The sequence below is a fragment of the Pseudarthrobacter phenanthrenivorans genome (assembly GCF_000813845.1).
In the GTDB taxonomy this organism is placed as follows: domain Bacteria; phylum Actinomycetota; class Actinomycetes; order Actinomycetales; family Micrococcaceae; genus Arthrobacter; species Arthrobacter phenanthrenivorans_B.
Window position 1 is genome coordinate 1 of the sequence record NZ_JWTB01000043.1, and the last position, 20,930, is coordinate 20,930.

Annotated in this window: 19 protein-coding genes and 1 pseudogene; 10 read left to right on the forward strand and 10 right to left on the reverse strand. The window is 65.9% G+C overall.

Annotated features, from left to right (window positions below; translation table 11 throughout):
- Positions 1 to 42: 42 nt before the first annotated feature.
- Positions 43 to 936, reverse strand: a complete 894-nt coding sequence (gene serB, locus RM50_RS18730) for a phosphoserine phosphatase SerB (RefSeq protein WP_043455872.1) — start codon at positions 934 to 936, stop codon at positions 43 to 45.
- Positions 937 to 1,062: 126 nt separating this feature from the next.
- On the opposite strand from serB, the gene RM50_RS18735 reads away from it, so the two are divergent.
- The 3 genes from RM50_RS18735 to RM50_RS18745 are packed head-to-tail and all read left to right on the forward strand — an operon-like array spanning position 1,063 to position 3,555.
- Entirely contained in the window at positions 1,063 to 1,848 is a 786-nt protein-coding gene (locus RM50_RS18735; RefSeq protein ID WP_043455873.1) for an ABC transporter ATP-binding protein, read from the forward strand.
- Positions 1,849 to 1,868: 20 nt separating this feature from the next.
- Positions 1,869 to 2,654: a sulfite exporter TauE/SafE family protein gene (locus tag RM50_RS18740; protein WP_043455874.1), complete on the forward strand. Its 786-nt coding sequence runs from the start codon at positions 1,869 to 1,871 to the stop codon at positions 2,652 to 2,654.
- Between the two features lie 7 nt (positions 2,655 to 2,661).
- Entirely contained in the window at positions 2,662 to 3,555 is an 894-nt protein-coding gene (locus RM50_RS18745; RefSeq protein WP_043455876.1) for a TrmH family RNA methyltransferase, read from the forward strand.
- A gap of 66 nt (positions 3,556 to 3,621) precedes the next feature.
- Here the strand turns inward: RM50_RS18745 and RM50_RS18750 are convergent, their stop codons facing one another.
- The 4 genes from RM50_RS18750 to RM50_RS18765 all read right to left on the reverse strand — a co-directional run bounded on the left by RM50_RS18750 (position 3,622) and on the right by RM50_RS18765 (position 7,149).
- Positions 3,622 to 4,254, reverse strand: a complete 633-nt coding sequence (locus RM50_RS18750; RefSeq protein ID WP_043455878.1) for a YoaK family protein — start codon at positions 4,252 to 4,254, stop codon at positions 3,622 to 3,624.
- A 260-nt stretch (positions 4,255 to 4,514) separates the two neighbouring features.
- Positions 4,515 to 5,087 carry a flavin reductase family protein gene (locus tag RM50_RS18755; RefSeq protein ID WP_043455880.1) on the reverse strand — a complete coding sequence of 191 codons (573 nt, stop codon included), beginning with the start codon at positions 5,085 to 5,087 and terminating at the stop codon, positions 4,515 to 4,517.
- A 2-nt stretch (positions 5,088 to 5,089) separates the two neighbouring features.
- The gene (locus RM50_RS18760) at positions 5,090 to 6,136 is read right to left on the reverse strand and encodes a methionine synthase (protein ID WP_043455881.1); all 1,047 of its coding nucleotides are present in this window, start codon (positions 6,134 to 6,136) and stop codon (positions 5,090 to 5,092) included.
- Between the two features lie 20 nt (positions 6,137 to 6,156).
- The gene (locus RM50_RS18765) at positions 6,157 to 7,149 is read right to left on the reverse strand and encodes a DUF1852 domain-containing protein (protein ID WP_043455883.1); all 993 of its coding nucleotides are present in this window, start codon (positions 7,147 to 7,149) and stop codon (positions 6,157 to 6,159) included.
- A 123-nt stretch (positions 7,150 to 7,272) separates the two neighbouring features.
- Here RM50_RS18765 and RM50_RS18770 point away from each other — a divergent pair, with 123 nt between their 5' ends.
- From RM50_RS18770 to RM50_RS18780, 4 genes and pseudogenes are all read left to right on the forward strand, one after another.
- Entirely contained in the window at positions 7,273 to 8,214 is a 942-nt protein-coding gene (locus RM50_RS18770) for a LysR family transcriptional regulator (protein ID WP_043455884.1), read from the forward strand.
- Positions 8,215 to 8,432: pseudogene (locus RM50_RS20510) on the forward strand (TrmH family RNA methyltransferase); the annotation flags it as partial. It abuts the gene before it with no gap.
- Positions 8,433 to 8,595: 163 nt separating this feature from the next.
- Positions 8,596 to 8,853 (forward strand): type B 50S ribosomal protein L31, encoded by a 258-nt coding sequence (locus RM50_RS18775; protein ID WP_018771158.1) that lies wholly within the window; start codon positions 8,596 to 8,598, stop codon positions 8,851 to 8,853.
- A 90-nt stretch (positions 8,854 to 8,943) separates the two neighbouring features.
- Positions 8,944 to 10,047 (forward strand): lipoate--protein ligase family protein, encoded by a 1,104-nt coding sequence (locus tag RM50_RS18780; RefSeq protein WP_052260375.1) that lies wholly within the window; start codon positions 8,944 to 8,946, stop codon positions 10,045 to 10,047.
- Positions 10,048 to 10,119: 72 nt separating this feature from the next.
- Here the strand turns inward: RM50_RS18780 and pepN are convergent, their stop codons facing one another.
- Together pepN and RM50_RS18790 are read right to left on the reverse strand one after the other, a co-directional pair.
- Positions 10,120 to 12,816, reverse strand: coding sequence for an aminopeptidase N (gene pepN / locus RM50_RS18785; RefSeq protein WP_052260377.1), 2,697 nt, complete (start codon positions 12,814 to 12,816; stop codon positions 10,120 to 10,122).
- Positions 12,817 to 12,849: 33 nt separating this feature from the next.
- Positions 12,850 to 13,890 carry a putative sulfate exporter family transporter gene (locus RM50_RS18790; protein WP_052260384.1) on the reverse strand — a complete coding sequence of 347 codons (1,041 nt, stop codon included), beginning with the start codon at positions 13,888 to 13,890 and terminating at the stop codon, positions 12,850 to 12,852.
- 131 nt (positions 13,891 to 14,021) lie between these two features.
- On the opposite strand from RM50_RS18790, the gene RM50_RS18795 reads away from it, so the two are divergent.
- From RM50_RS18795 to RM50_RS18805, 3 genes are all read left to right on the forward strand, one after another.
- On the forward strand, positions 14,022 to 15,578 hold the full coding sequence (locus tag RM50_RS18795) for a circularly permuted type 2 ATP-grasp protein (protein WP_043455888.1): 1,557 nt from the start codon (positions 14,022 to 14,024) through the stop codon (positions 15,576 to 15,578).
- A gap of 75 nt (positions 15,579 to 15,653) precedes the next feature.
- Positions 15,654 to 16,580: an alpha-E domain-containing protein gene (locus RM50_RS18800; RefSeq protein WP_043455889.1), complete on the forward strand. Its 927-nt coding sequence runs from the start codon at positions 15,654 to 15,656 to the stop codon at positions 16,578 to 16,580.
- Positions 16,577 to 17,428, forward strand: a complete 852-nt coding sequence (locus RM50_RS18805) for a transglutaminase family protein (protein ID WP_043455890.1) — start codon at positions 16,577 to 16,579, stop codon at positions 17,426 to 17,428. Before RM50_RS18800 ends, RM50_RS18805 begins: the two co-directional genes overlap by 4 nt.
- A gap of 3 nt (positions 17,429 to 17,431) precedes the next feature.
- On the opposite strand, the gene RM50_RS18810 is transcribed toward RM50_RS18805, so the two are convergent.
- From RM50_RS18810 to glgC, 3 genes are all read right to left on the reverse strand, one after another.
- Positions 17,432 to 17,902 (reverse strand): pyridoxamine 5'-phosphate oxidase family protein, encoded by a 471-nt coding sequence (locus RM50_RS18810; protein ID WP_043455891.1) that lies wholly within the window; start codon positions 17,900 to 17,902, stop codon positions 17,432 to 17,434.
- Positions 17,903 to 17,920: 18 nt separating this feature from the next.
- Complete coding sequence (locus tag RM50_RS18815) at positions 17,921 to 19,372, reverse strand: SDR family NAD(P)-dependent oxidoreductase (RefSeq protein ID WP_043455892.1); 1,452 nt, start codon at positions 19,370 to 19,372, stop codon at positions 17,921 to 17,923.
- Positions 19,373 to 19,460: 88 nt separating this feature from the next.
- Positions 19,461 to 20,870, reverse strand: a complete 1,410-nt coding sequence (gene glgC, locus RM50_RS18820; RefSeq protein ID WP_043455894.1) for a glucose-1-phosphate adenylyltransferase — start codon at positions 20,868 to 20,870, stop codon at positions 19,461 to 19,463.
- Positions 20,871 to 20,930 lie beyond the last annotated feature (60 nt).

Consider the following 20,930-nt stretch of genomic DNA (forward strand, 5'->3'; position numbering starts at 1 on the left):
TTGCCGCGAACTGCCAATTCGCGGTTAAGGGGCGGTGCGGGCTCAGACCCCGGCGACGTGGCGGACCGCGTCCAGGTACGGCATGTTCAGCGCGGCGTCGGCCACGGCGCGGACGGCAGGCTTGGCATTGAACGCCACCCCGATGCCCGCGGCGCCCAGCATGTCCAGGTCGTTGGCGCCGTCGCCCACGGCAATGGTGTGCTCAAGCGCAATGCCCTCGGCGGCAGACCACTCCCGCAGGTACTTTTCCTTGGCAGCCCTGTCCACGACGGCGCCCAGCACCTTTCCCGTCAGCGCGCCGTCGACGATTTCCAGTTCATTGGCCTGCCAGTAGTCCAGGGCCAGGTCCGCGGCGATCGGTTCAAGGATCTGGTTGAAGCCGCCGGAGACCACCGCCACGGCGTGCCCTGCGGCCTTGAAGGCGGCTACCAGCTCATCGGCCCCTTCGCTGAGCTTCACTTCCTGGCGCACGGAGTGGACGACGTCGGCCGGCAGCCCCGCCAGCACCGCCACCCGGGCGTGCAGGCTCTGCGCGAAATCCAGTTCCCCCCGCATGGCCGCTTCAGTAACCGCGGCCACTTCCTCGCGCTTCCCGGCATAGGCGGCCAAAAGTTCGATGACCTCCTGCTGGATCAGGGTGGAGTCCACGTCCATGATCAGCAGCTTCCGGGACGCCGCCCGAAGCGCGGCCGGAACTAGGGCGGTATCAAAGCCGGGATCGGCCGCTTCCGCGACGGCGTGGCGGAGCGCGGCCAGGCCGGCCGCGGTGGCGTCCTGAAGGGCAAGGTCAAGGACGCGGACCTGGTACCGGTCGTCGCCGGAGGCGGACTCGGACAGCACCTGCGCGCCATGGGCTGCAAGGGTGGAACGCAGCTGCTCCAGCCCGGTCGGGGTCACATTCAGGCCATAGCTGACCGCAGTCACGTTCGAAGTCATGCCAGCAATCTTAGTCAGCGGTGGCGGGCCCGCCTGAATTCATTGCGCGGCCGCCGCCATGGGGCAGTCTGGCCGCCTTCCCGCCGGTTATCAGTCATCTTCCGTTTTGTCCTAGTGTCTACTCCTATGAGTGATGTTCTGGAACTGGACTCCGTCAGCGTTGTCCGAGGTAAGAAGACCCTGCTGGACAAGGTTGACTGGCAGGTCAACGAAGGCGAACGGTGGGTCATCCTGGGCCCCAACGGCGCCGGCAAAACCACCCTCCTCCAGATCGCGGCAGCCCGCCTCCACCCGAGCAGCGGCACCGCCGGCATCCTCGATGAAGTCCTTGGCCGTGTTGACGTCTTTGAGCTCCGGCCGCGCATCGGCCTGTCCTCGGCCGCCCTTGCCACCCAGATTCCCGAGCACGAGAACGTCCTCAACGTGGTGGTCACCGCCGCCTACGGCGTCACCGGCCGCTGGCGGGAAGGCTACGAGCGCGACGACGAACGGCGCGCCTTCCGGCTCCTGAACGACTGGGGCATGGGGCCGCTGCTGAACCGGACGTTCGCAACCCTGTCCGAAGGTGAGCGCAAGCGCGTCCAGATCGCCCGGGCCCTGATGACCGACCCCGAACTGCTGCTCCTGGACGAACCGGGCGCCGGGCTGGATCTGGGCGGCCGCGAGGAACTCGTCCACAAGCTGGGCGAGCTGGCGCGTGACGAGGCAGCCCCGGCCATGGTGCTGGTCACGCACCACCTGGAAGAAGTCCCGCCGGGCTTCACGCATGCCATGCTCCTGCGCGACGGCGGCGTGGTGGCTGCTGGACCCATTACCGAGGTGCTGACCGAAGAGCACCTGAGCACCACCTTCGGGATGCCGCTTGCGGTCACCGAAAACGCGGGACGCTACACCGCCACCGCACGCCGCTAGAACAGGCCTGCGCTACTGCCTTGGAACTCTTCAGCAGCATCATTGTGTTCATCGCCGGCCTGTGGGCCGGCACCATCAACGCGGTAGTCGGCTCGGGCACCCTGGTGACCTTCCCGGTGCTCATCGCGCTGGGCGTGGCCCCGGTGGTTGCCTCCATGAGCAATGCCATGGGCCTCGTGGCCGGTACCGCCGCCGGGGCCTTCGGCTACCGCCGGGAACTAGCCGGCCGGGGCCGGCAGGTGCTGCGGCTGCTGCCGGCGTCTGTTCTTGGCGGCGTCTCCGGGGCCTGGCTCCTGCTTCACCTGCCGGAGAAGGTCTTCCACTATGTCGCCCCGGTCCTGCTCGTCCTTGCCCTGCTGATGGTGGTGTTCCAGCCGCGCCTGCAGGACTGGGTGCGCAACCGCGAGGCCAACCCCGAACACGCCGTCCGGGACAAGCGCCATGGCGTCCTCCTGGTGGTCCTGGTCTACCTGGCCGGCGTCTACGGCGGCTACTTCGTGGCCGCGCAGGGGATTCTGCTGGTCGGCATCCTGGGCGTGTTCCTTACCGGCACCATCCAGAACGCCAATGCCATGAAGAACATCCTGGTCCTCGGCGTGAACATGGTGGCGGCCATCTCCTACCTCCTGTTCGCCTTCGACCGGATCAACTGGCTGGTGGTGCTGCTGATCGCCGTCAGTTCCACTATCGGCGGCATCCTGGGCTCCAAGGTGGGCCGGAAGCTCTCGCCCCGCGTCCTCCGCGCGGTGATCTTCAGCCTGGGCATCGTGGCCCTCGGTGTCATGATCGCCAACCTGCTGAAATAATCACCCGGTGACCTTCCACTACCTCGAATCCGCGGATGACCCGCGCGTCAGCGACTACACCACCCTTACCGATGTGCACCTGCGCAAGCTGCGGGAACCGGCCGAGGGCATGTACATCGCCGAGTCCTCGCGGGTCCTGCGCCGTGCCCTGGCGGCGGGGCACCGGCCGCGTTCCTTCTTCCTCGCCGAGAAATGGGTGGCGGACCTTGAGGATGTCTTCCAGGAGTATCCGGATGTGCCTGCCTTCATTGGTTCCGCGGCACTGCTGGAGGAAATCAGCGGGTTCCACCTGCACCGCGGAGCCATGGCGGCGATGCAGCGTCCCGCCCCGGTGCCGCTGCCGGACCTGCTCGCGGGGGCGCGCCGCGTGGCCGTGCTGGAGGACATCGTGGACCACACCAATGTCAGTGGTCGCAAAATACAAGAGTCTGATCGAGACCGTATGCCGGGACGATCAAGGATCGCGGTCCTGGAGAACCTTACCGACCATACAAACGTTGGGGCGATTTTCCGCAGCGCCGCAGCCATTGGCGTTGACGCTGTCCTGGTCTCTCCACAGTGCGCCGACCCGCTCTACCGGCGCTCCATCCGGGTGTCGATGGGGACTGTGTTCCAAGTGCCATGGACCAGAATCGAGTCGTGGCCTGGGGACCTTGAGGTACTCAAGGACGCAGGCTACTTCGTGGCCGGCATGTCGCTCGGCGAAGGTGCCATCACACTCGATGAGCTGGTCGCCCAGGACCACCCGAACCTGGCGCTGGTCTTCGGCACGGAGGGAGAGGGGCTGAGGCCTGAGACCGATCAGGTGCTCGACGCGCGCGTGACGATTCCGATGATGAACGGCGTCGACTCCCTCAATGTGGCTGCCTCGTCGGCTGTTGCGTTTTATGCGACGAGGTAGCGGCTGAGCGTGACGTACCCGCCCGACCGGCGGTGGCAGGAGCAATTGAAGAGCTGGATTAGCGCATCAATGCCAGCGGCGACTCCCCAGGAACGTCACAGCGGCGGTGATGGCGATGCCGAGGGCGATCGGGACGCTGAAATGGATCTGGAGCAGGAGTACTCCGGTAGCGGCCCCGGCGAACATAGCGAGGACAGCGCCCAGCCGTCGGTTGAGTAACCGGGGCCGTTGCCTGCCCACAAGTGACTCTCCGGCGAGGGAAGTCATGGTGGAAGTAATGACCACTGTGGTCATGTCCCGTACGCCCAAATGCCGCGCAATCAGGGCCTGGGAACCCATGTGCATGGCGATAACGGCGGCAACAATGACACCGGTGGACTGCCGGCCGACGTCTTCCACGATGAGCGAGATGGCGGCGGTTCCCGTCAACGCGATACAACCCGCTGTGAGAAGCAGCGTGACCCTGCGGTTCCAGCCTTTCGGGCTTGACTGGAGCGTAAATCCGGCAACCGCCGCGCCGAGGAGAAAGGCGCCAAGTGCTACCAGTGGGCCCAAAGTTGGCAGGTTCGCCGCCCCGGCCAGCGCCATCGCAAGAATCACCACGTTGCCGGTCATGTTTCCGGTGAAGACGTGATCGAGTCCAAGGTAGCCGACCGCGTCAACCACACCTGTAACGAGCGTGAGGGCCATCATGAGCATCAGTCGGAACTTTTCCGGAGACGACACATTTTCTTGTGGGGTAGAGGCGGTTTTGATACCTGAGCCGGCTACAGCTGATGTCATGGTTTAAGGGATCCTTCATCATGAGGGGTGGTCTCTATGACCACCCCTCGGACATGCTTGTTGGTGGTTTTAGATGGACTGGCAGGCAACTAAGGCGCTGCCAGTCCTCCGGGGATCTGCGCCGGCGACTAGGGCGCCATCGTAGCGGCGACGCGCAGTCATTGTTGGCGCGGCGCTCAGGCTTCAAGCTTGGAATGCTGGCCCAGACGGTGCCATGAACGGTTGTGGTAGACCAGAGCGTCGCCGGGTTCGCCCGATTGGACGTCACGCATCACGCGGGACTCCAGGGCGTGAACGGCGATGATGGTGGAGGTCCCCACCTCCATGCGATTGATGACGGCGCAGCGCACCCAGGCGCGGACATCGTCATACACCGCCTCGCCGGTTGCAAGGGCCGACCAGCGGTGCGTCTGGTCAAAGCGGTCGGCGCCGGGGGTCGCTCCAAACTTGGCCAAGTCGACGTCGTGCGCGTCCAGCAGGTGCACGACGACGGTTTCGGCGCGCGACAGCACCTCGGACGCAGAAGACAGTGCCGAGACCGAGAAGATCAGCAACGGAGGGTCCGCACTCACCGACACGACCGAAGATACCGTCAGCGCCACAGGCCCTTCGCCGGCATCGGCCGTGATGACGGCGACACCTCCCGGGTGCCCACGGAACAGTGCTTTGAATTCATCGGCCGAGAGGGAGGACGGGAAGCTTTGCCGCGGAGCCTCGAGCCAGGTGTCTGTGGGGTAGGCGTGAAACACCGTTATGACACCCTGGGGGCGGAGCGGGCGAGTTCCTCGCGGACGATGGTCGTCCCTGCACTGAGAGCACTCAGCTTGGCCAGTGCGACGTCCCGGGGGAACGGTGCCATGCCGCAGTTGGAGCTGGGGATGAGCTTGTCCGCATCGACGAACTGCAGGGCCATGCGGAGGGTGTCGGCGACCTCCTCCGGGGTCTCGACGGTCTCGCTTGCGACGTCGATTGCCCCGAGCATGACTTTCTTGCCGCGGAGGAGCTCGATGAGGTCCATGGGCACGTGGGAGTTCTGGGATTCCAGCGAGATGATGTCGATGCTGGAGCTTTGCAGCAGCGGGAACGTTTCCTCATACTGCCGCCACTGTGAGCCGAGCGTCGCCTTCCAGTCATTGTTCGCCTTGATCCCGTAGCCGTAGCAGATATGCACGGCGGTCTCCGCGCGCAGTCCTTCTGCCGCTCTCTCAAGCGCAGCCACTCCCCAATCCTTGACCTCATCGAGGAAGACATTGAACGCGGGCTCGTCGAACTGGATGATGTCAACGCCGGCCGCCTCCAGTTCTTTCGCCTCCTGGTTCAGGATGGTGGCGAACTCCCAGGCCAGCTTCTCGCGGCTCTTGTAGTGGTCATCGTAGAGCGTATCCACCATCGTCATTGGACCGGGAAGAGTCCATTTGATCGGCCGGTCCGTGGTTGCGCGGAGGAACTTCGCGTCTTCCACGAATACCGGCCGCTCGCGGCGCACCGGTCCGACGACGGTCGGTACGCTCGCGTCGTAGCGGTTGCGGATGCGCACGGTCTTGCGTTGTTCAAAGTCGACCCCGCTGAGATTCTCGATGAAGGTCGTGACGAAGTGCTGGCGGGTTTGCTCGCCGTCGCTGACGATGTCGATGCCGCGCAGGCTCTGCTCGTGGATGGCGATGCGCAGCGCATCCTGTTTGCCCTCGAGCAGCGCATCTCCCTCCAGCTTCCACGGGGACCAAAGAGTCTCCGGCTGTGCGAGCCACGATGGTTTCGGCAGGCTTCCGACAAGGGTGGTGGGCAAAAGTGTGTTCATGATTGACGATTCTCCGTGGGTCAGTTGACGAGAGCGGGGTAGTTGGCGGTCCACCGGTCCAACAGATCCTTGTGGGGCGTGATGAAGTGCTCCTCCGTGTACTTTGCCTGCGTGATCGCGAGCTGACTGCGCTCGACGCGGTCGTAAGCGATCTGGGTCCGCGAGTAATCCTCCTCGCCCAGGCTCGGCTGGTAGACGGCGGCGGCGGCGGAGTTCGCGTTGTAGATCTCCGGGCGGTAGATCTTCTGGAACGTCTCCATGGTGCTGATCGTGCCGATGAGCTGCAGGTTGGAGTAGTCATTGAGCAGGTCGCCGCGGAAATAAAAGGCGAGGGGAGCCACGCTGCCGCGGGGCATGAAGTAGCGGACTTTCAGCCCCATCTTTGCGAAGTAAGCGTCCGTCAGCGAGAACTCGTCCTGCTGGTACTCGACGCCCAGGACCGGGTGACGGTTCCCGGTTCGCCGGTACGTTTTGCTCGTGGAGACGCTGATGCAGACCACTGGCGGCTGCGGGAAGCGTTCCTGGCATTCGGGGGAATCGAGGAAGTGCTGGAACAGCTTGCCGTGAAGGTCGCCGAAGTCCTCGGGGACGGTGGGCTTGCCTGAGTCCCCTGCTGCCGCCGGCAGTACGACGCTGAAGTCGAAGTCGCGGACGTAGGAGGAGAAGTTGTTCCCGACGATTCCTTGGTGGCGGACCCCGTTCAGCAGGTCGACGATCTGGATGTCGAGGACCTCGAACAGGGGGAACTGCTGATCCGTGCCTTCCGCAGTGAACTGTATCTGTACGGAGACGATATTAAGCTCGAGCGTGTAGCGGTCCCGGTCCGGGTTGTCCCAGTCTGCTAGATCGTTGAAACGGCGCCGGATCATGGTCAAGGCGTTGCGGAGGTTCTCCTGGCGGTGCTCGCCCCGTGCCAGGTTGGCGAAGTTCGTCGTGATCCGGGAGCCTTCGGACGGGGAGTAGTCCTCGTCGAAGCGGGTGGTGGTGATACTGAACGTAAAGTCGTCTGCCATGTGTTGCCAATCCGTTGTCGATGGGCCGGAGACGGCCTTCCAGAAGGGGTTGAGTCCATGGTGCAACCTTTCCGCGGGTATCGGGTAACTAGGCGCTACTATGCATTGATATAGACTTTTCCTATGGCCCAGATTTCGAGCGGACTGACGCTGCAGCAGCTCCGCTACTTCATAGAAGTTGCAGCCGAGGGATCGATCTCCGCGGCTGCCGATCTTCTCTACGTAGCGCAGCCAACGATGTCCGCAGCGATGAAGGACCTTGAGGCCCGGGTGGGCCGTGCGCTCCTGGTTCGCTCCGCCCGCGGGGTCACCCTCACCGCCGACGGGGCAGAGTTCCTCGGCTATGCGAGGCAGGTCGTCGAGCAGTTCGCTCTCCTCGAGCAGCGCTACCTCGGCAGGCCACCGATGCGACGTCTGCTCGGGGTGTCAACGCAGCACTACTCGTTCGCGGTGGACGCCTTCGTCCGGATGGTCAAGGCCACTGAGGTGGCCGAATACGAGTTCTCGCTCCGTGAGTCCCGCACCTGGGACATCATCGAGGATGTCCGGACGCTCCGCAGCGAGATAGGCATCCTCTACCGGAACGATTTCAACCGGAAGGTCATCGACAAGCTGCTCCGGGAATCCGGGCTCGCGTTCACTCCGCTTTTCCTCGCCGATCCGCACATTTTCATTGCACGGAATAACCCGCTGGCCTCAAAAGAGCGTGCGACTCTCGCCGATCTCGCCGGCTTGCCGCGCCTAACTTTCGATCAAGGTGCGAACAACTCTTTTTACTTCGCCGAGGAGATTCTCTCCACCTTGTCCAGCAAGCAGGAGATCCGGGTCTCTGACCGGGCGACGATCTTCAACCTCATGATCGGGCTCCACGGCTACACGATCTCGACGGGTATCATCAGCGGGCAGCTCGACCCGGAGATCGTCGCCATCCCGCTCGATGTAGACGAACGCATCGAGATCGGCTGGATCGGTCACGCCGCGATTCCGCTTACCGACCAGGCGCAGCGCTACCTCAGGGAATTGCGGGCCGTCGTCGCCGAGTTCGGCGTAGCGCTACTCGGCTGACTGGAGCTCACGCCGGACGCGGAGGATGTCGACGCCGTCGCGGCGCGCAACCTGGACAGGCTCGCCCTGGTGCTTGGCACCGAAGGCGGGGCATGGGCGCGGAGACCCTCGCCGCCGTCGACCTCGCCGTGAAGATCCCCATGCGCAACGGCGTGGATTCGCTCAACGTGGCGGCAGCCTCGGCGGTGGCGTTCTGGGAGCTGCGCGCCCGGGACTGACGCGGCACGCAGCCGGGCGGCCGTTCGTCAGGCCCCTCCGGATCGGCTATGATGGATAGCTGGTTGTCCTGCTTTTTCAGCTTCGGCTGATGCATCAGTACCCAGCCATCCCATTCATACCTGGCAACTGGCAAAATCCAGCTGCGCGAACAAAGGTCCAATTATGAAGTCTGATACCCACCCGAAGTACGAAGCTGTTGTCTTCAACGACCTGGCCTCCGGCACCAAGTTCCTGACCCGCTCCACCGTGTCTTCCAACAAGACCATCGAGTGGGAAGACGGCAACACCTACCCGGTCATCGACGTCGAAATCTCTTCCGAGTCCCACCCGTTCTACACGGGCAAGCAGCGCATCATGGACTCTGCAGGCCGCGTCGAGCGCTTCAACGCTCGCTTCAAGGGCTTCGGCGGCAAGAAGTAATTCCCTTCGCCCAAGCTTGTTGCAGAAAGCCCGCACCGGTCCCGGTGCGGGCTTTTCCGCGTTAACGGCGTCCCGGATTTCTGGGGCAGGATGGGACGTATGACCGAATCTGCCTTTCCTGCCAACCACGCCACCGGCCAGCGCCTGCACGGGGAGTACAAGGTTCCCGGCGGCAAACTGGTGGTGGTGGACCTCTCGGTGGTGGACGGGGCCCTGGCGGACGTGTCCGTCAGCGGCGACTTTTTCCTTGAACCGGACGAGGCCCTGGAGGACATTAACCGGGCGCTGACCGGGCTGCCTGATCCCACGCCTGCCTCCGACCTGGCCGCCGCCGTCACCGCCGCCCTGCCCGCCGGTGCCGTGCTGTTCGGCTTCTCCGCCGACGCCGTGGCGGTGACAGTCCGCCGCGCGCTGGCCAAGGCAACGTCCTGGGGTGACCACGAGTGGAACATCATCGCGCCCACCGTGCTGCCCACCCAGATCAACGTCGCCCTCGACGAGGTGCTGACCGAGGCCGTCGGCGCCGGGGAGCGTACCCCCACCCTGCGGTTCTGGGACTGGCAGGAACCGTCCGTGGTCATTGGCAGCTTCCAGTCCGTGCAGAACGAGGTGGACCCGCACGGCGTCGCCCGGCACGGCATCAACGTGGTCCGGCGGATCAGCGGCGGTGGCGCGATGTTCATGGAGGCCGGCAACTGCATCACGTACTCGCTTTACCTGCCGCAGACCCTGGTGGACGGGCTGAGCTTCGCCGATTCCTACCCCTTCCTGGACGCGTGGGTGATGGCGGCACTGGAACGCCTCGGCATCAATGCCTTCTATATCCCGCTGAACGATATTGCCACGGACCAGGGGAAGATCGGCGGTGCCGCCCAGAAGCGGCTGGCCAACGGCGGCATGCTCCACCATGTCACCATGAGCTATGACATCGACGCCGACAAGATGGTGGAGGTCCTGCGGATCGGCAAGGAAAAACTGTCCGACAAGGGCACCCGAAGCGCCAAGAAGCGGGTGGATCCACTGCGCCGCCAAACCGGCCTGGCCCGGACCGCGATCATCGAGGCCATGATGGACGTTTTCAGTGAACGGTACGGCGCCACGCCGTCCACCCTGGCCGGCCACGAACTGGCGGCGGCAGAGGAACGGGTGGCGGCCAAGTTCGGCACCGACGAATGGCTATACCGGGTCCCGTAAACCATGCGTTATCGGGTCCCCTGGACTCATCGACTGCTGAGTAACTGTCGTTTTGGGCAGGGAAAACGACAGTTACGGAGCAACCGATGAGTGGTGGGCGGCCCACGCCGGTAGGGTTCCCTGGCCGAGCGCAGCGAGGTTAGGGGGCCGGTGGGGAACGACGGCGGCCTGCGCCGTGAGCGCCCGCAGCAGGTGGCTGCGCTGCTCCACGATGATCCGGCGGAGTGCGTGCGGTGCGTCCGGGTTGGCGGCCAGCCAGGTATCCGTCCGCCGGACCACAGGGTGGCCTTCCGGCCGCATGCCGTCCGCCAGGTCCTGCGCGGCGGGATAGAGGCCGCGGACAATCCGGCTGGCGATCTCGATGCTGCGCCCATCCCAGACGCTCTGCAGGCACTCGAAGTATGGCTCTACATAGGGGGCCAGCAGTTCCGGCGGCGCGGTGGTGAAGCCGCTGATGGTGGCTGTGAGGAGTTGGTTGGACAGCTCATTACCGTGCACCGCCGCGCTCCACGCTGCAGCCTTGACGGCAGCCTCCGGCCGGGTGGCCATCGCCGTCGCATGACCGGCCCGGCCCGACGCGGTGGTGTCCTGCGCCAGTTCGGCGTCGAGCTCGGCGGCAGTGGCCTGCCCGTGCGCGGCCAGTGCATGCCACAGCTGCCAGCGCAGGTCGGCGTCCACGGCCAGGCCTGCCACGGGCGCCGTGCCGTCGAGCAGGCCGCGGAGCCGGGGGAGTGCGGTGCTGTCGTGCCTGCCCAAGGCGGCAAGGGTGCGGGCCCAGGCAAGCTGCGCGTCCGATCCCGGGGCGGCCCGGTCCAGTTCGGCGGCGGCAGCAGAGATGAAGGTTGACCGCACGGTGTTCCTTGCGGCTGCGGGGGTGTAACGCTCAATGGCGGTGGCGGCGTTGTCCAGGATGTTCAGCAGGACACCGATGCCGGTCTCCGCCGGTGCGAAGGCGGCCACCGCGTCGACGTACTGCGCGGCAGGGCTTTCGCCGTCGCGGGCGGAGTTCCACAGCGCCGTCCAGCACAGGGCGCGCGCCATGGGGTCGGAGATCCGGTCCAGGGCCCGCCGGACGGTCGCCTCGGAGACCGGGTCCAGCCGGACCTTGGCGTACGCCAGGTCGTCGTCATTGACCAGCAGGAGCGGCGGCCGCGGCTGCCCCGCGAGCTGGGGGAGTTCGGTCCGGCCGCCAACCACATCAGCCTCCATGCTTCCGGTCCGCACCAGCGCACCGGAAGCGTCAAAGTCGTAGGAACCCACGCGGAGGCGGTGCGGGCGCAGCTCCTCCCGTCCCGTGACCGGGTCCACCGCGTCCTGGACGATCGCCACCTGCCCCAGGATGCCGTCGTCGCCCGCTTCCGGAGCAATGTCCACGGACAGCGTGGAAATCCCCGAGGTCTGCAGCCACTGCCGGGCCCAGCCGGACAGGTCGCGGCCCGAGGCCGTGCCCAGGGCCGCCAGCAGGTCCTGGAGCGTGGTGTTCCCGTAGGCGTGCGTCCTGAAGTACTCCCGGGACCCGGCAATGAAGGCGTCAAAGCCCACGTATGCCACCAGCTGCTTCAGCACGGATGCGCCCTTGGCGTAGGTGATGCCGTCGAAGTTCTGTTTCGCCGCTTCCAGATCGGGAATGTCCGCGACGATGGGATGGGTGGTGGGCAGCTGGTCCTGGACGTAGGCCCACGCCTTGCGCTTGTTGGCGAAGTTGACCCATGCCGTGTCCCAGTCCGTGGCCCGGTCGACGGCGAGCGTTCCCATGTAGTCGGCAAACGATTCCTTCAACCACAGGTCGTCCCACCACTGCATGGTCACCAGGTCGCCGAACCACATGTGGGCCATCTCGTGCATCAAGGTGTTGGCCCGCGCCTGGTACTGCGCGTCCGTGGCGCGGGAGGTGAACACGTAGCTTTCCGTGAAGGTGACCAGGCCGGGGTTCTCCATGGCGCCAAGGTTGTATTCGGGGACGAACGCCTGATCGTATTTGCCCCAGGGGTACGGGAAGTCGAAGAGGCGGTTGAAGAAGTCCAGGCCCTGCTTGGTGAGGCGGAACAATTCTTCCGTGTCGAAGGATTCGGCCATGGATGCCCGGCAGTACAGGGCCAGCGGCACGTCCAGCCGGGTGCCGTCGTCGAGCGTGCCCTCCCAGCGGTCCTCGGCCTTGAAGTAGGGCCCGGCCAGGATGGCGGTGATGTAGGTGGACATGGGCAATGTGGTGGCGAAGTCCCAGCATGCCGTGGCCGGGTCGCTGGTCAGCAGGGTGCGGCCCACCCCGGCCCCGTTGGATGCCACCTGCCACCCGGCGGGTGCCATGACATGGAACGTGTAGGTGGCCTTCAGGTCCGGCTGTTCAAAGTTGGCGAACACCCGGCGGGCATCAGCCGGTTCGTATTGCGTGTAGAGGTAGCACTGCCCGTCCGCGGGATCCACGAACCGGTGCATGCCCTCGCCCGACCGGCTGTACAGCGCCGTCCCGGTCACGGTGACCTGGTTTTCGGCCTGGAGGTTGTCCAGCCTGATGCGTGCACCGTCCACCACGTCCTCCACGGGCAGGCTTTTGCCGTTGAGGAACACGCTGTGGACACTGCCGGCAATGAAGTCCAGGAAGGTGCTGGCACCGGGTGCGGCCGTGAAGGTGATGATGCTGCGGCTCGTGTAGCCGGGGACGGCTGGATCGGCGGCCTGGCGCACATCCAGGGAGACGTCGTAGCTGGTGGTGCTGATCAGGGCTGAACGTTCGGCGGCTTCACGGCGCTGCAGATTCTCATGTGACACCCGGCTATCTAATCACGGCGCTGCTTCATCGCTTCAGTGCACAATCAGGAAGGCGGCCCCGAGGCCCAGCACGGCTATCAGGAGCCACGCGGCCAGGGCGGCAAGGACAGCCTGACCTCCGGTATGGAGCAGCGTCCGGATTCGCACGGCCGAGCCCAGTCCGAACAGGGCGGCGCCCAGGAGGATGTCCTGCGCCATGGCGCCGGCGTCGAGCCAGCCGGGGGACAGCCAACCCGTGGAGCGCAACCCCACCATGGCCACGAACCCGACGACGAACAGCGGCACCACCGGCGGCATCGCCGACGACGTGCCGTCCGCGGCCCCAAGGGCCCGGACCTCCCGGCGGTGGTGCACCCCCGCCACGGCGGCGACGGGTGCCAACAGCAGCACGCGGGTGAGCTTGACGACGACGGCGATCGCCAGGGCAGCGGTTCCGGCGGTTTGCGCTGTGGCCACCACCTGGCCCACGTCGTGGACCGAGGCTCCGGTCCAGGCCCCGAAAACCCCGGCGCTCAGGCCCAGGGGGTGCGCCAGCAGGGGGAGGACACCGATGGCCAGTGTTCCGCAAAGGGTCACGAGCGCCACGGGCAGGACGGTCTCCGCGTGCCGGATGCGGCGGACGGCGGCCACCGCACCGATCGCGGACGCGCCGCAGATGGAGAAGCCCGTAGCCACCAGCAGCGAGGTCACCGGCGTCAGCCGGAACAGCCGCGCAATCGCGTACGTGCCGCCGAAACTTGCTGCCACCACGGCCACGATCAGGACCAACGCCAGCCATCCAAGGTCCAGGACGTCCCCGATGCCCACCTTCAGGCCCAAAAGCACGATCCCGCCGCGCATCAGGTGCTTGCCTGCGAAGTCCAGGCCCGGCCTGGCGCGGCCTGCGGTCCAGCCGGCCGCTCCCGGCAGGTTTGCGGCGAGGACACCCAGGACCACTGCCACGGTCATGGCGGGAAGGGCAGGCATCAGCCCGTGCACCAGGAATGCCGCCGCCACCGCAGCCGCGGCGGTCACCAGGCCCGGCACCAGCCATGCCGGCCCGTGGCGTGAACTGCCGTGGCCCGGCGCGGGGATGCTGTTGCTGACTGGCACTCACCTACTGTGCCCGACGGGGCCCGTAAAGTACGAACCGGGCCATCGGCGCCAACACGCCAGAATGGATGGCAGTAATGAATTCGAAACAAAAAGATGGTTGGCTATTGGACATGTCAGACCTATTCCAGGATTACTCCGAGGCCGCGGGCCGCACCGGAGCCTACGACGAGATGTTTGCCCCCGGGCAACAGGCCAGGGAGTCGTACGGGCAGGTGGCGGAGGCACTCCGGAAGCTGTCGCTGGCGGACGTCAGCGCCCGTGCCGATTCGATGGCGCGCACGTTCCTGGACCGCGGCGTGACGTTCGACTACGCAGGCGAGGAGCGGCCCTTCCCGCTCGATATCGTCCCCCGGGTCATCCCCGCGGCGGAGTGGGATGTGCTGGAGAGCGGCGTGGCCCAGCGTGTGCGCGCCCTGGAGGCCTTCCTCAACGACGTATACGACAAGATGACCGTGGTGTCCGACGGCGTGATCCCGCGCCAGCTGGTGACAACCAGCGCCCATTTCCACCGCCAGGTCCACGGCTTCGAGCCGGCAGGCGGGGTCCGGGTGCACATCTCGGGCATCGACGTCATCCGCGACGCCGCCGGGACCTTCCGGGTACTGGAGGACAACGTCCGGGTACCGTCCGGCGTCAGCTACGTCCTGGAGAACCGGCGCGCCATGGCCAAGGGCCTGCCGGAGGCCTTCGGCCAGCAGCTCATCCGGCCCGTCGAGGAATACCCGCGCCGATTGCTCTCGGCCCTGCGCAAGACCGCACCGGCCGGCGTCGACGATCCCACCGTCGTCGTCCTGACCCCCGGCGTGTTCAACAGCGCCTACTTCGAACACACCCTGCTGGCCGGCCTCATGGGCGTCGAGCTGGTGGAAGGCCGCGACTTGATCTGCCGCGGCAACCGCGTGTACATGCGCACCACCGCCGGTGAGCAGCGCGTGGACGTGATCTACAAGCGGATCGATGACGACTTCCTCGACCCGCTGCAGTTCCGGTCCGACTCCATGCTCGGCTGCCCGGGCCTGGTCAACGCCGCCCGGGCCGGCGGCGTCACCATCGCCAACGCCGTGGGCAATGGCGTTGCCGACGACAAACTGGTTTACAGTTACGTCCCTGACCTGATCCGCTACTACCTCAGCGAGGAGCCCATCATCGCCAACGTGGACACCTTCCGCCTCGAGGAGAAGGAGGCCCGGGAATACACCCTGGACAACCTCGCGGACCTGGTGGTCAAGCCGGTGGATGGTTCGGGCGGCAAAGGCCTGGTCATCGGCCCCGACGCGTCCAGGGACGAACTGGACGCCCTCCGGCAGCGGATCATCGCCGATCCCCGCGGCTGGATCGCCCAGCCCGTGCTGCAGCTCTCCACCGTGCCCACGCTGGGCGGTGACAAGTTCGGCCCCCGCCACGTGGACCTCCGGCCTTTTGCCGTCAACGACGGCGACAACGTCTGGGTGCTTCCGGGCGGCCTGACCCGGGTGGCGTTGAAGGAAGGGTCGCTGATCGTCAACTCCAGCCAGGGCGGCGGTTCCAAGGACACCTGGGTCCTGGCCAATTCGCCCCAGATGCCGGTGGAAACCGTTCCCCGCCAGTCCGTCACGGTCCGTGAACGGGTCTCCGTGTGGCCTGTGGAAAGCAACTGGCGTGACCGCCAGTCGGAGCAGCAGCAGTGACCCGGACACGTGGACACGTGGCCGCCGTCGTGCATTTTTTTGACACCGTCCCGGTCGCGCAGGAGGTAGCCGCGAATGCTTAGCCGAATAGCCGAGTCCCTGTTCTGGATCGGCCGCTATGTGGAGCGGGCGGATGGAACTGCCCGCATCCTTGACGTGCACCTGGAACGCCTGAACCACCTTCCCATGGAGGAACGCAAAAGCGTGGCCCAGGAACTCCTGGCCGTCATGGGCGCCAGGCCGCAGAGCGAGGACTTCGGCCTTCCGGAACTCCTCCATGCGCTGGCCTACGACAAGACCAGCGCCACGTCCATCGCGGGCTCCCTGGGGGCGGCCCGGGAAAATGCCCGCCGGGCCCGCGAAACCGTGTCCTCCGGACTGTGGGAGAGCCTGAACACCACCTACTACGGCCTGAGCCAGCACCGCAAGGACGTGGTGGGGACCTACCGCTTCTGCAACTGGACGCTGGAACGCACCGCCATGGTCAGCGGGCTCGCCGACACCACGGTGAGCCACGACGAGAGCTGGCTGTTCCTGGTCCTGGGCCGTTCCCTGGAGCGTGCCGACATGACCGCCCGCATGCTCTCCACCCGCGACGTGCTCTCCGCCGGTATGTCCTGGGTGAACATGCTGCGGTGCGCCGGCGCCTACGAGTCCTTCCTCCGGACCCGCCGCGCAGCGTTCGGCGACCAGCACGCAGCCGAGTTCCTGCTGCTGGACCGCCTCTTTCCACGCTCGATCGTCTATGCACTGCGGGACGCCGACGAGTGCCTGGCCAAGTTGGACCCCTCTGCCCAGCGCGTGGGCTTCATCAACGACGCCCGCCGCATTGTGGGGCAGGCCCGTACCTTCCTGGAGTTCCACAGGACGGACGACCTCATGTCCGAACTGCCCGAGCACATGGAGCGGGTGCAGAAGGCCGTGTCGCAGGCCTCGGACGCCATTTCCCGTAAGTACTTCAATCAGGCTGACGAACTTGCCTGGGTGGGAGAGCTGTCATGACCCGGCTGAGCATCGTCCACAGGACGGCCTACAAGTACAACAAGCGCGTGACACTGTCCTACAACGAGGCCCGGATGACACCGCTGACAGATTCGCAGCAGGTGGTCCTTGAATCAGTGGTGAAGGTGTCCCCGTCACAGGCCGCTGTCAGCACCTACCGCGATTACTGGGGGACCAGGGTTACGGCCTTCGACATGCAGATGCCGCACGAGAACCTCGAGGTGGTCTCCAACATCACGGTGGAGGTGCACCGCGCAGAGAAGATCCCCGCGGAGGCGGACATCGTGGGCTGGGACGTCCTGAGGTCTCCGGAGACGCTCGACGCGTTCAGCGACTGGCTCCCGCAGTCCCGGCTCAGTGGCCCGGGCGGGGAAGTCCTGGGCATCATTCCCGGCGTGGTGGCCGGAAAGAACCCGCACGAGGCAGCCATGGCGGTCTTCGCATGGATGCGCGGGGAAATGACCTACATGTCCGGCTCCACCGCCGTCACCACCAACGCCGAAGAAGCGTGGACCCAGCGCCAAGGGGTATGCCAGGACCTGGCCCACCTGGCCATCGGCGCACTGCGGAGCTGCGGTATCCCGGCGCGCTACGTCTCCGGCTACCTGCACCCGCGCTCCAGCGCCGGCATCGGCGAAACCGTGGCCGGGCAGTCGCACGCCTGGCTCGAGTGGTGGGACGGCGAGTGGCGCAGCTGGGATCCCACCAACCACAAACCGGCAGGGGACTTCCACGTCACCGTGGCCAGGGGCCGGGACTACCGCGACGTGTCGCCGCTGAAGGGCATCCTGTCCGGAGGCGGCGGGTCCGCGCTGAACGTTAGCGTGGAAATCACCCAGCTCGCCTAGGGCCTACTCCGGTGCGGTCCTGGCGGAACTGCTGATCTGGGTCCACCAGGTCATGGGGTCGGTGACCTTGAAGCGCCGGCCCGTGATCGAGTCCGGAGTGATGCGGACAAACGCGTCCTTCCGGCCGGACTGCCAGGGGAACAGGTACAGGCGCGACGTTTCCAGCACGTCCTCCGTGCTCTTGACCAGGGCGGCGGTGCCCTTGATCACCACGCTCCATGCCAGTCCGGTGTCCGGGTCCACGCCGTCAGCTTCGACGGCGACGGCGGCGTCCTCACCGGTGGCTGCGGACAGTTTGGTGCCCTGGCCGGTGCGGAAGACCAGGGTGCCGCCGTCCACCGTGTAGTTGACCGGAAAGATATCCGGGCGCCCGTCCGCCAGCACGGCCAGCCTGCCCACGGAGACGGTCCGCAGCAAAGCCCAGCATTCGTGGTGTTCCAGGTTCTCCACCTGCGGAGATGACTCGTTGCTCATGCCGTGAGCATACGCCCTTCACCAGGGGCTGGGCTTGTAATCCTTCAGGAAGACCCCGTACTGGTCCTCGCCCTGTTCGCCCATGACGATGGGATCATAGACCCGGGCCGCGCCGTCCACCAGGTCCAGGGGAGCGTGGAAGCCTTCCTCCATGAGCCGGACCTTGGTGAAGTGGGGGCGTTCGTCCGTAATCCAGCCCGTGTCCACGGCCGTCATCAGGATGCCGTCCGTGTCCAGCATTTCCTGGGCGCTGGTGCGCGTCATCATGTTCAGGGCCGCCTTGGCCATGTTGGTGTGCGGATGCCCCGGACCCTTGTAGGCACGGGAAAACTGGCCTTCCATGGCGGAGACGTTCACGATGTACTTCCGGCGCGCGGTGGAACGCCGCATGGCCCCGCGCAGCCGGCTGACCAGCAGGAACGGGGCTGTGACGTTGCACAGCTGGACCTCCAGCATCTCCAGCGGGTCCACCTCGTCCACCACTTGGGTCCAGCTGTTGATGGTGGCGAGGTCCGGAACCAGGCCGCCGGCATCGATCGCCGTTCCCGAGGCGATCCGTTCCAGGGACGCGGACCCGGTGGACAGGGCAAGGGAGGTGATGGCGTCCCCGGCCAGGACCGGGTGCTCCGTGACGCTGCCGGCAAGCGCCAGGGGGTGCTTGTCATGGGCGTGGCCGAAGGTCAGCAGTTCGGGGCCGCCGTTCGCCTGCTCCAGTGCTGCGGGCAGCGGCTCGTCCTCGGCGTCCACGAGCGGCTTGTAAGCGTTCCCGGAGCGCCGGACCGTCTGTGCCGCGTTGTTGATGATGATGTCCAGCGGGCCGGCTTCGTTGAGTGAGTCCGTCAGCGCCATCACCTGCGCGGGGTCGCGCAGGTCGATGCCGACAATCCGGAGCCGGTGCAGCCAGTCGCCGCTGTCTTCCATGGCCGCGAAGCGGCGGGCGGCGTCCTTGGGGAACCGGGTGGTGATGGTGGTGTGCGCGCCGTCGCGCAGCAGCCGGAGCGCAATGTACATACCGATCTTGGCCCGGCCCCCGGTGAGCAGTGCCCGCCGCCCCGTCAGGTCCGTGCGGGCGTCACGCTTGCTGTGGCTGAATGCCGCGCATTCGGGGCAGAGCTGGTGGTAGAACGCATCCACCTGGGTGTAGTGCTGCTTGCAGATGTAGCAGGGCCGGGACCGGATGAGGTGCCCCGCAACTTTGCCGGTGGCGGATGGCGCCAGCTTGTTGCCCCGGGTTTCGTCATCAATCCGGTCCGGTGCCGCGGTGGCCGTCTGGGCGATGACAGCGCGGTCGGCCTCTGCGATCGAATCACGCTTAGTGACCCTGCGGTGGCGCTTAACGGCCTTGAACATCTTGCCGGTGGCACGGCGCACCGAGATGTAGTCCGGGTGCTCCTCGTCGTAGGCGTGGATGGTGTTCAGGACCTTGAGGCAGGCCTGGATGTCCTCAGGGGTCAGATCGGGGGAGCTCATTGGGAAAATTTTACAGCGTACGCCGCAGGCCGGGTCACCACCAGCGGTGACCCGGCCTGCAGGATGCCTTGGAAGGATGAGGAGCAGGTCAGGAAACCCGGGCTCCGGGCGTGGCTTCAGCTGCGGCTGCAGCATGGGTGCCCGCAACCTTGTCCACCGTGTCCCGCACCTCCGGGTACTGCTCGGCGGCTGCCTTCACGGCGCTGGGCAGCAGGCTCAGGTGCTTTGCCGCCAGCTGCCGTTCCTCGTCACCGGGTTCCGGGACTTCCTGGCCCTTGGCGAGGACCGTGATGCCGGAGTCGGTGACCTTGAATCCGCGGGCCCGGTCCAGGTCGGGGTCCAGCCCGATGGCTGCGCCGGCAGGAACCTTGACGTTCTTGTCCAGGATGGCGCGGTTGATGACCGCTCCTTCACCCACCTGCACCTTGTCCATCAGGACGGAGTCGATGACCCGGCTGCTGGAGGCCACGTAGACATCGTTGGACAGCACGGAGCCCTCCACGATCCCGCCGGAGATCACCACGCCGCTGGAGACAATCGAGTCCAGGGCCGTGCCCACGGTGTTGTTCTGGCCGCGGACGAACTTGGCCGGCGGGGAAATGCTCTGCCGGGTGTAGATGGGCCACTCGGAGTTGTACAGGTTGAAGACCGGCAGCGGGGAGATAAGGTCCATGTGGGCGTCGTAGAACGAATCGATGGTGCCCACGTCGCGCCAGTAGGTGCGGTCGCGTTCGGTGGAGCCGGGGATGTCGTTGAGGGTGAAGTCGTAGACTCCGGCCTCGCCGCGGTTGACGAAGTAGGGGATGATGTCGCCGCCCATATCGTGCTTGGTGTCCAGGCGCTCGGCGTCAACGTGCAGCGCTGACACAAGGGCGTCGGCATCAAAGACGTAGTTGCCCATGGAGGCCAGGAACTGGGAAGGGTCGGCGGCCAGGCCGGGCGTGGAGGACGGCTTCTCCACGAACGCTGCGATCTTCTGCGGATCGTCCTGGTCCACCTCGATGACACCGAACTGGTCTGCCATGTGCAGCGGCTGCCGGACGGCAGCCACCGTGGCCTTCGCGCCGCTGTTCACATGCTGGGCCACCATCTGGGCAAAGTCCATCCGGTACACGTGGTCCGCGCCGACCACCACAACAATGTCCGGGTTGGCGTCGTGGATGAGGTTCAGCGACTGGTAGATGGCGTTGGCGCTGCCCAGGAACCAGCTCTTGCCCACGCGCTGCTGTGCCGGCACCGATGCGATGTAGTTGCCCAGCTGCGTGGACATCCGCCAGGTTTCGGAGATGTGCCGGTCGAGGCTGTGCGACTTGTACTGCGTCAACACCACGATCTGCAGGTAGCGGGAATTGACCAGGTTGGACAGCGCGAAGTCGATAAGGCGGTAGCTGCCGGCGAAGGGCACGGCGGGCTTGGCCCGGTCTGCCGTCAGTGGCATCAGTCTGTTTCCCTCGCCACCTGCGAGGACAATGGCCAGGACTTTTTTCGTTAACGGCATGATGGTCGCTCCTGTACGCCTTCGTAACTCCCCAAGACAGTCCGGTTCGCCCGGACCCCT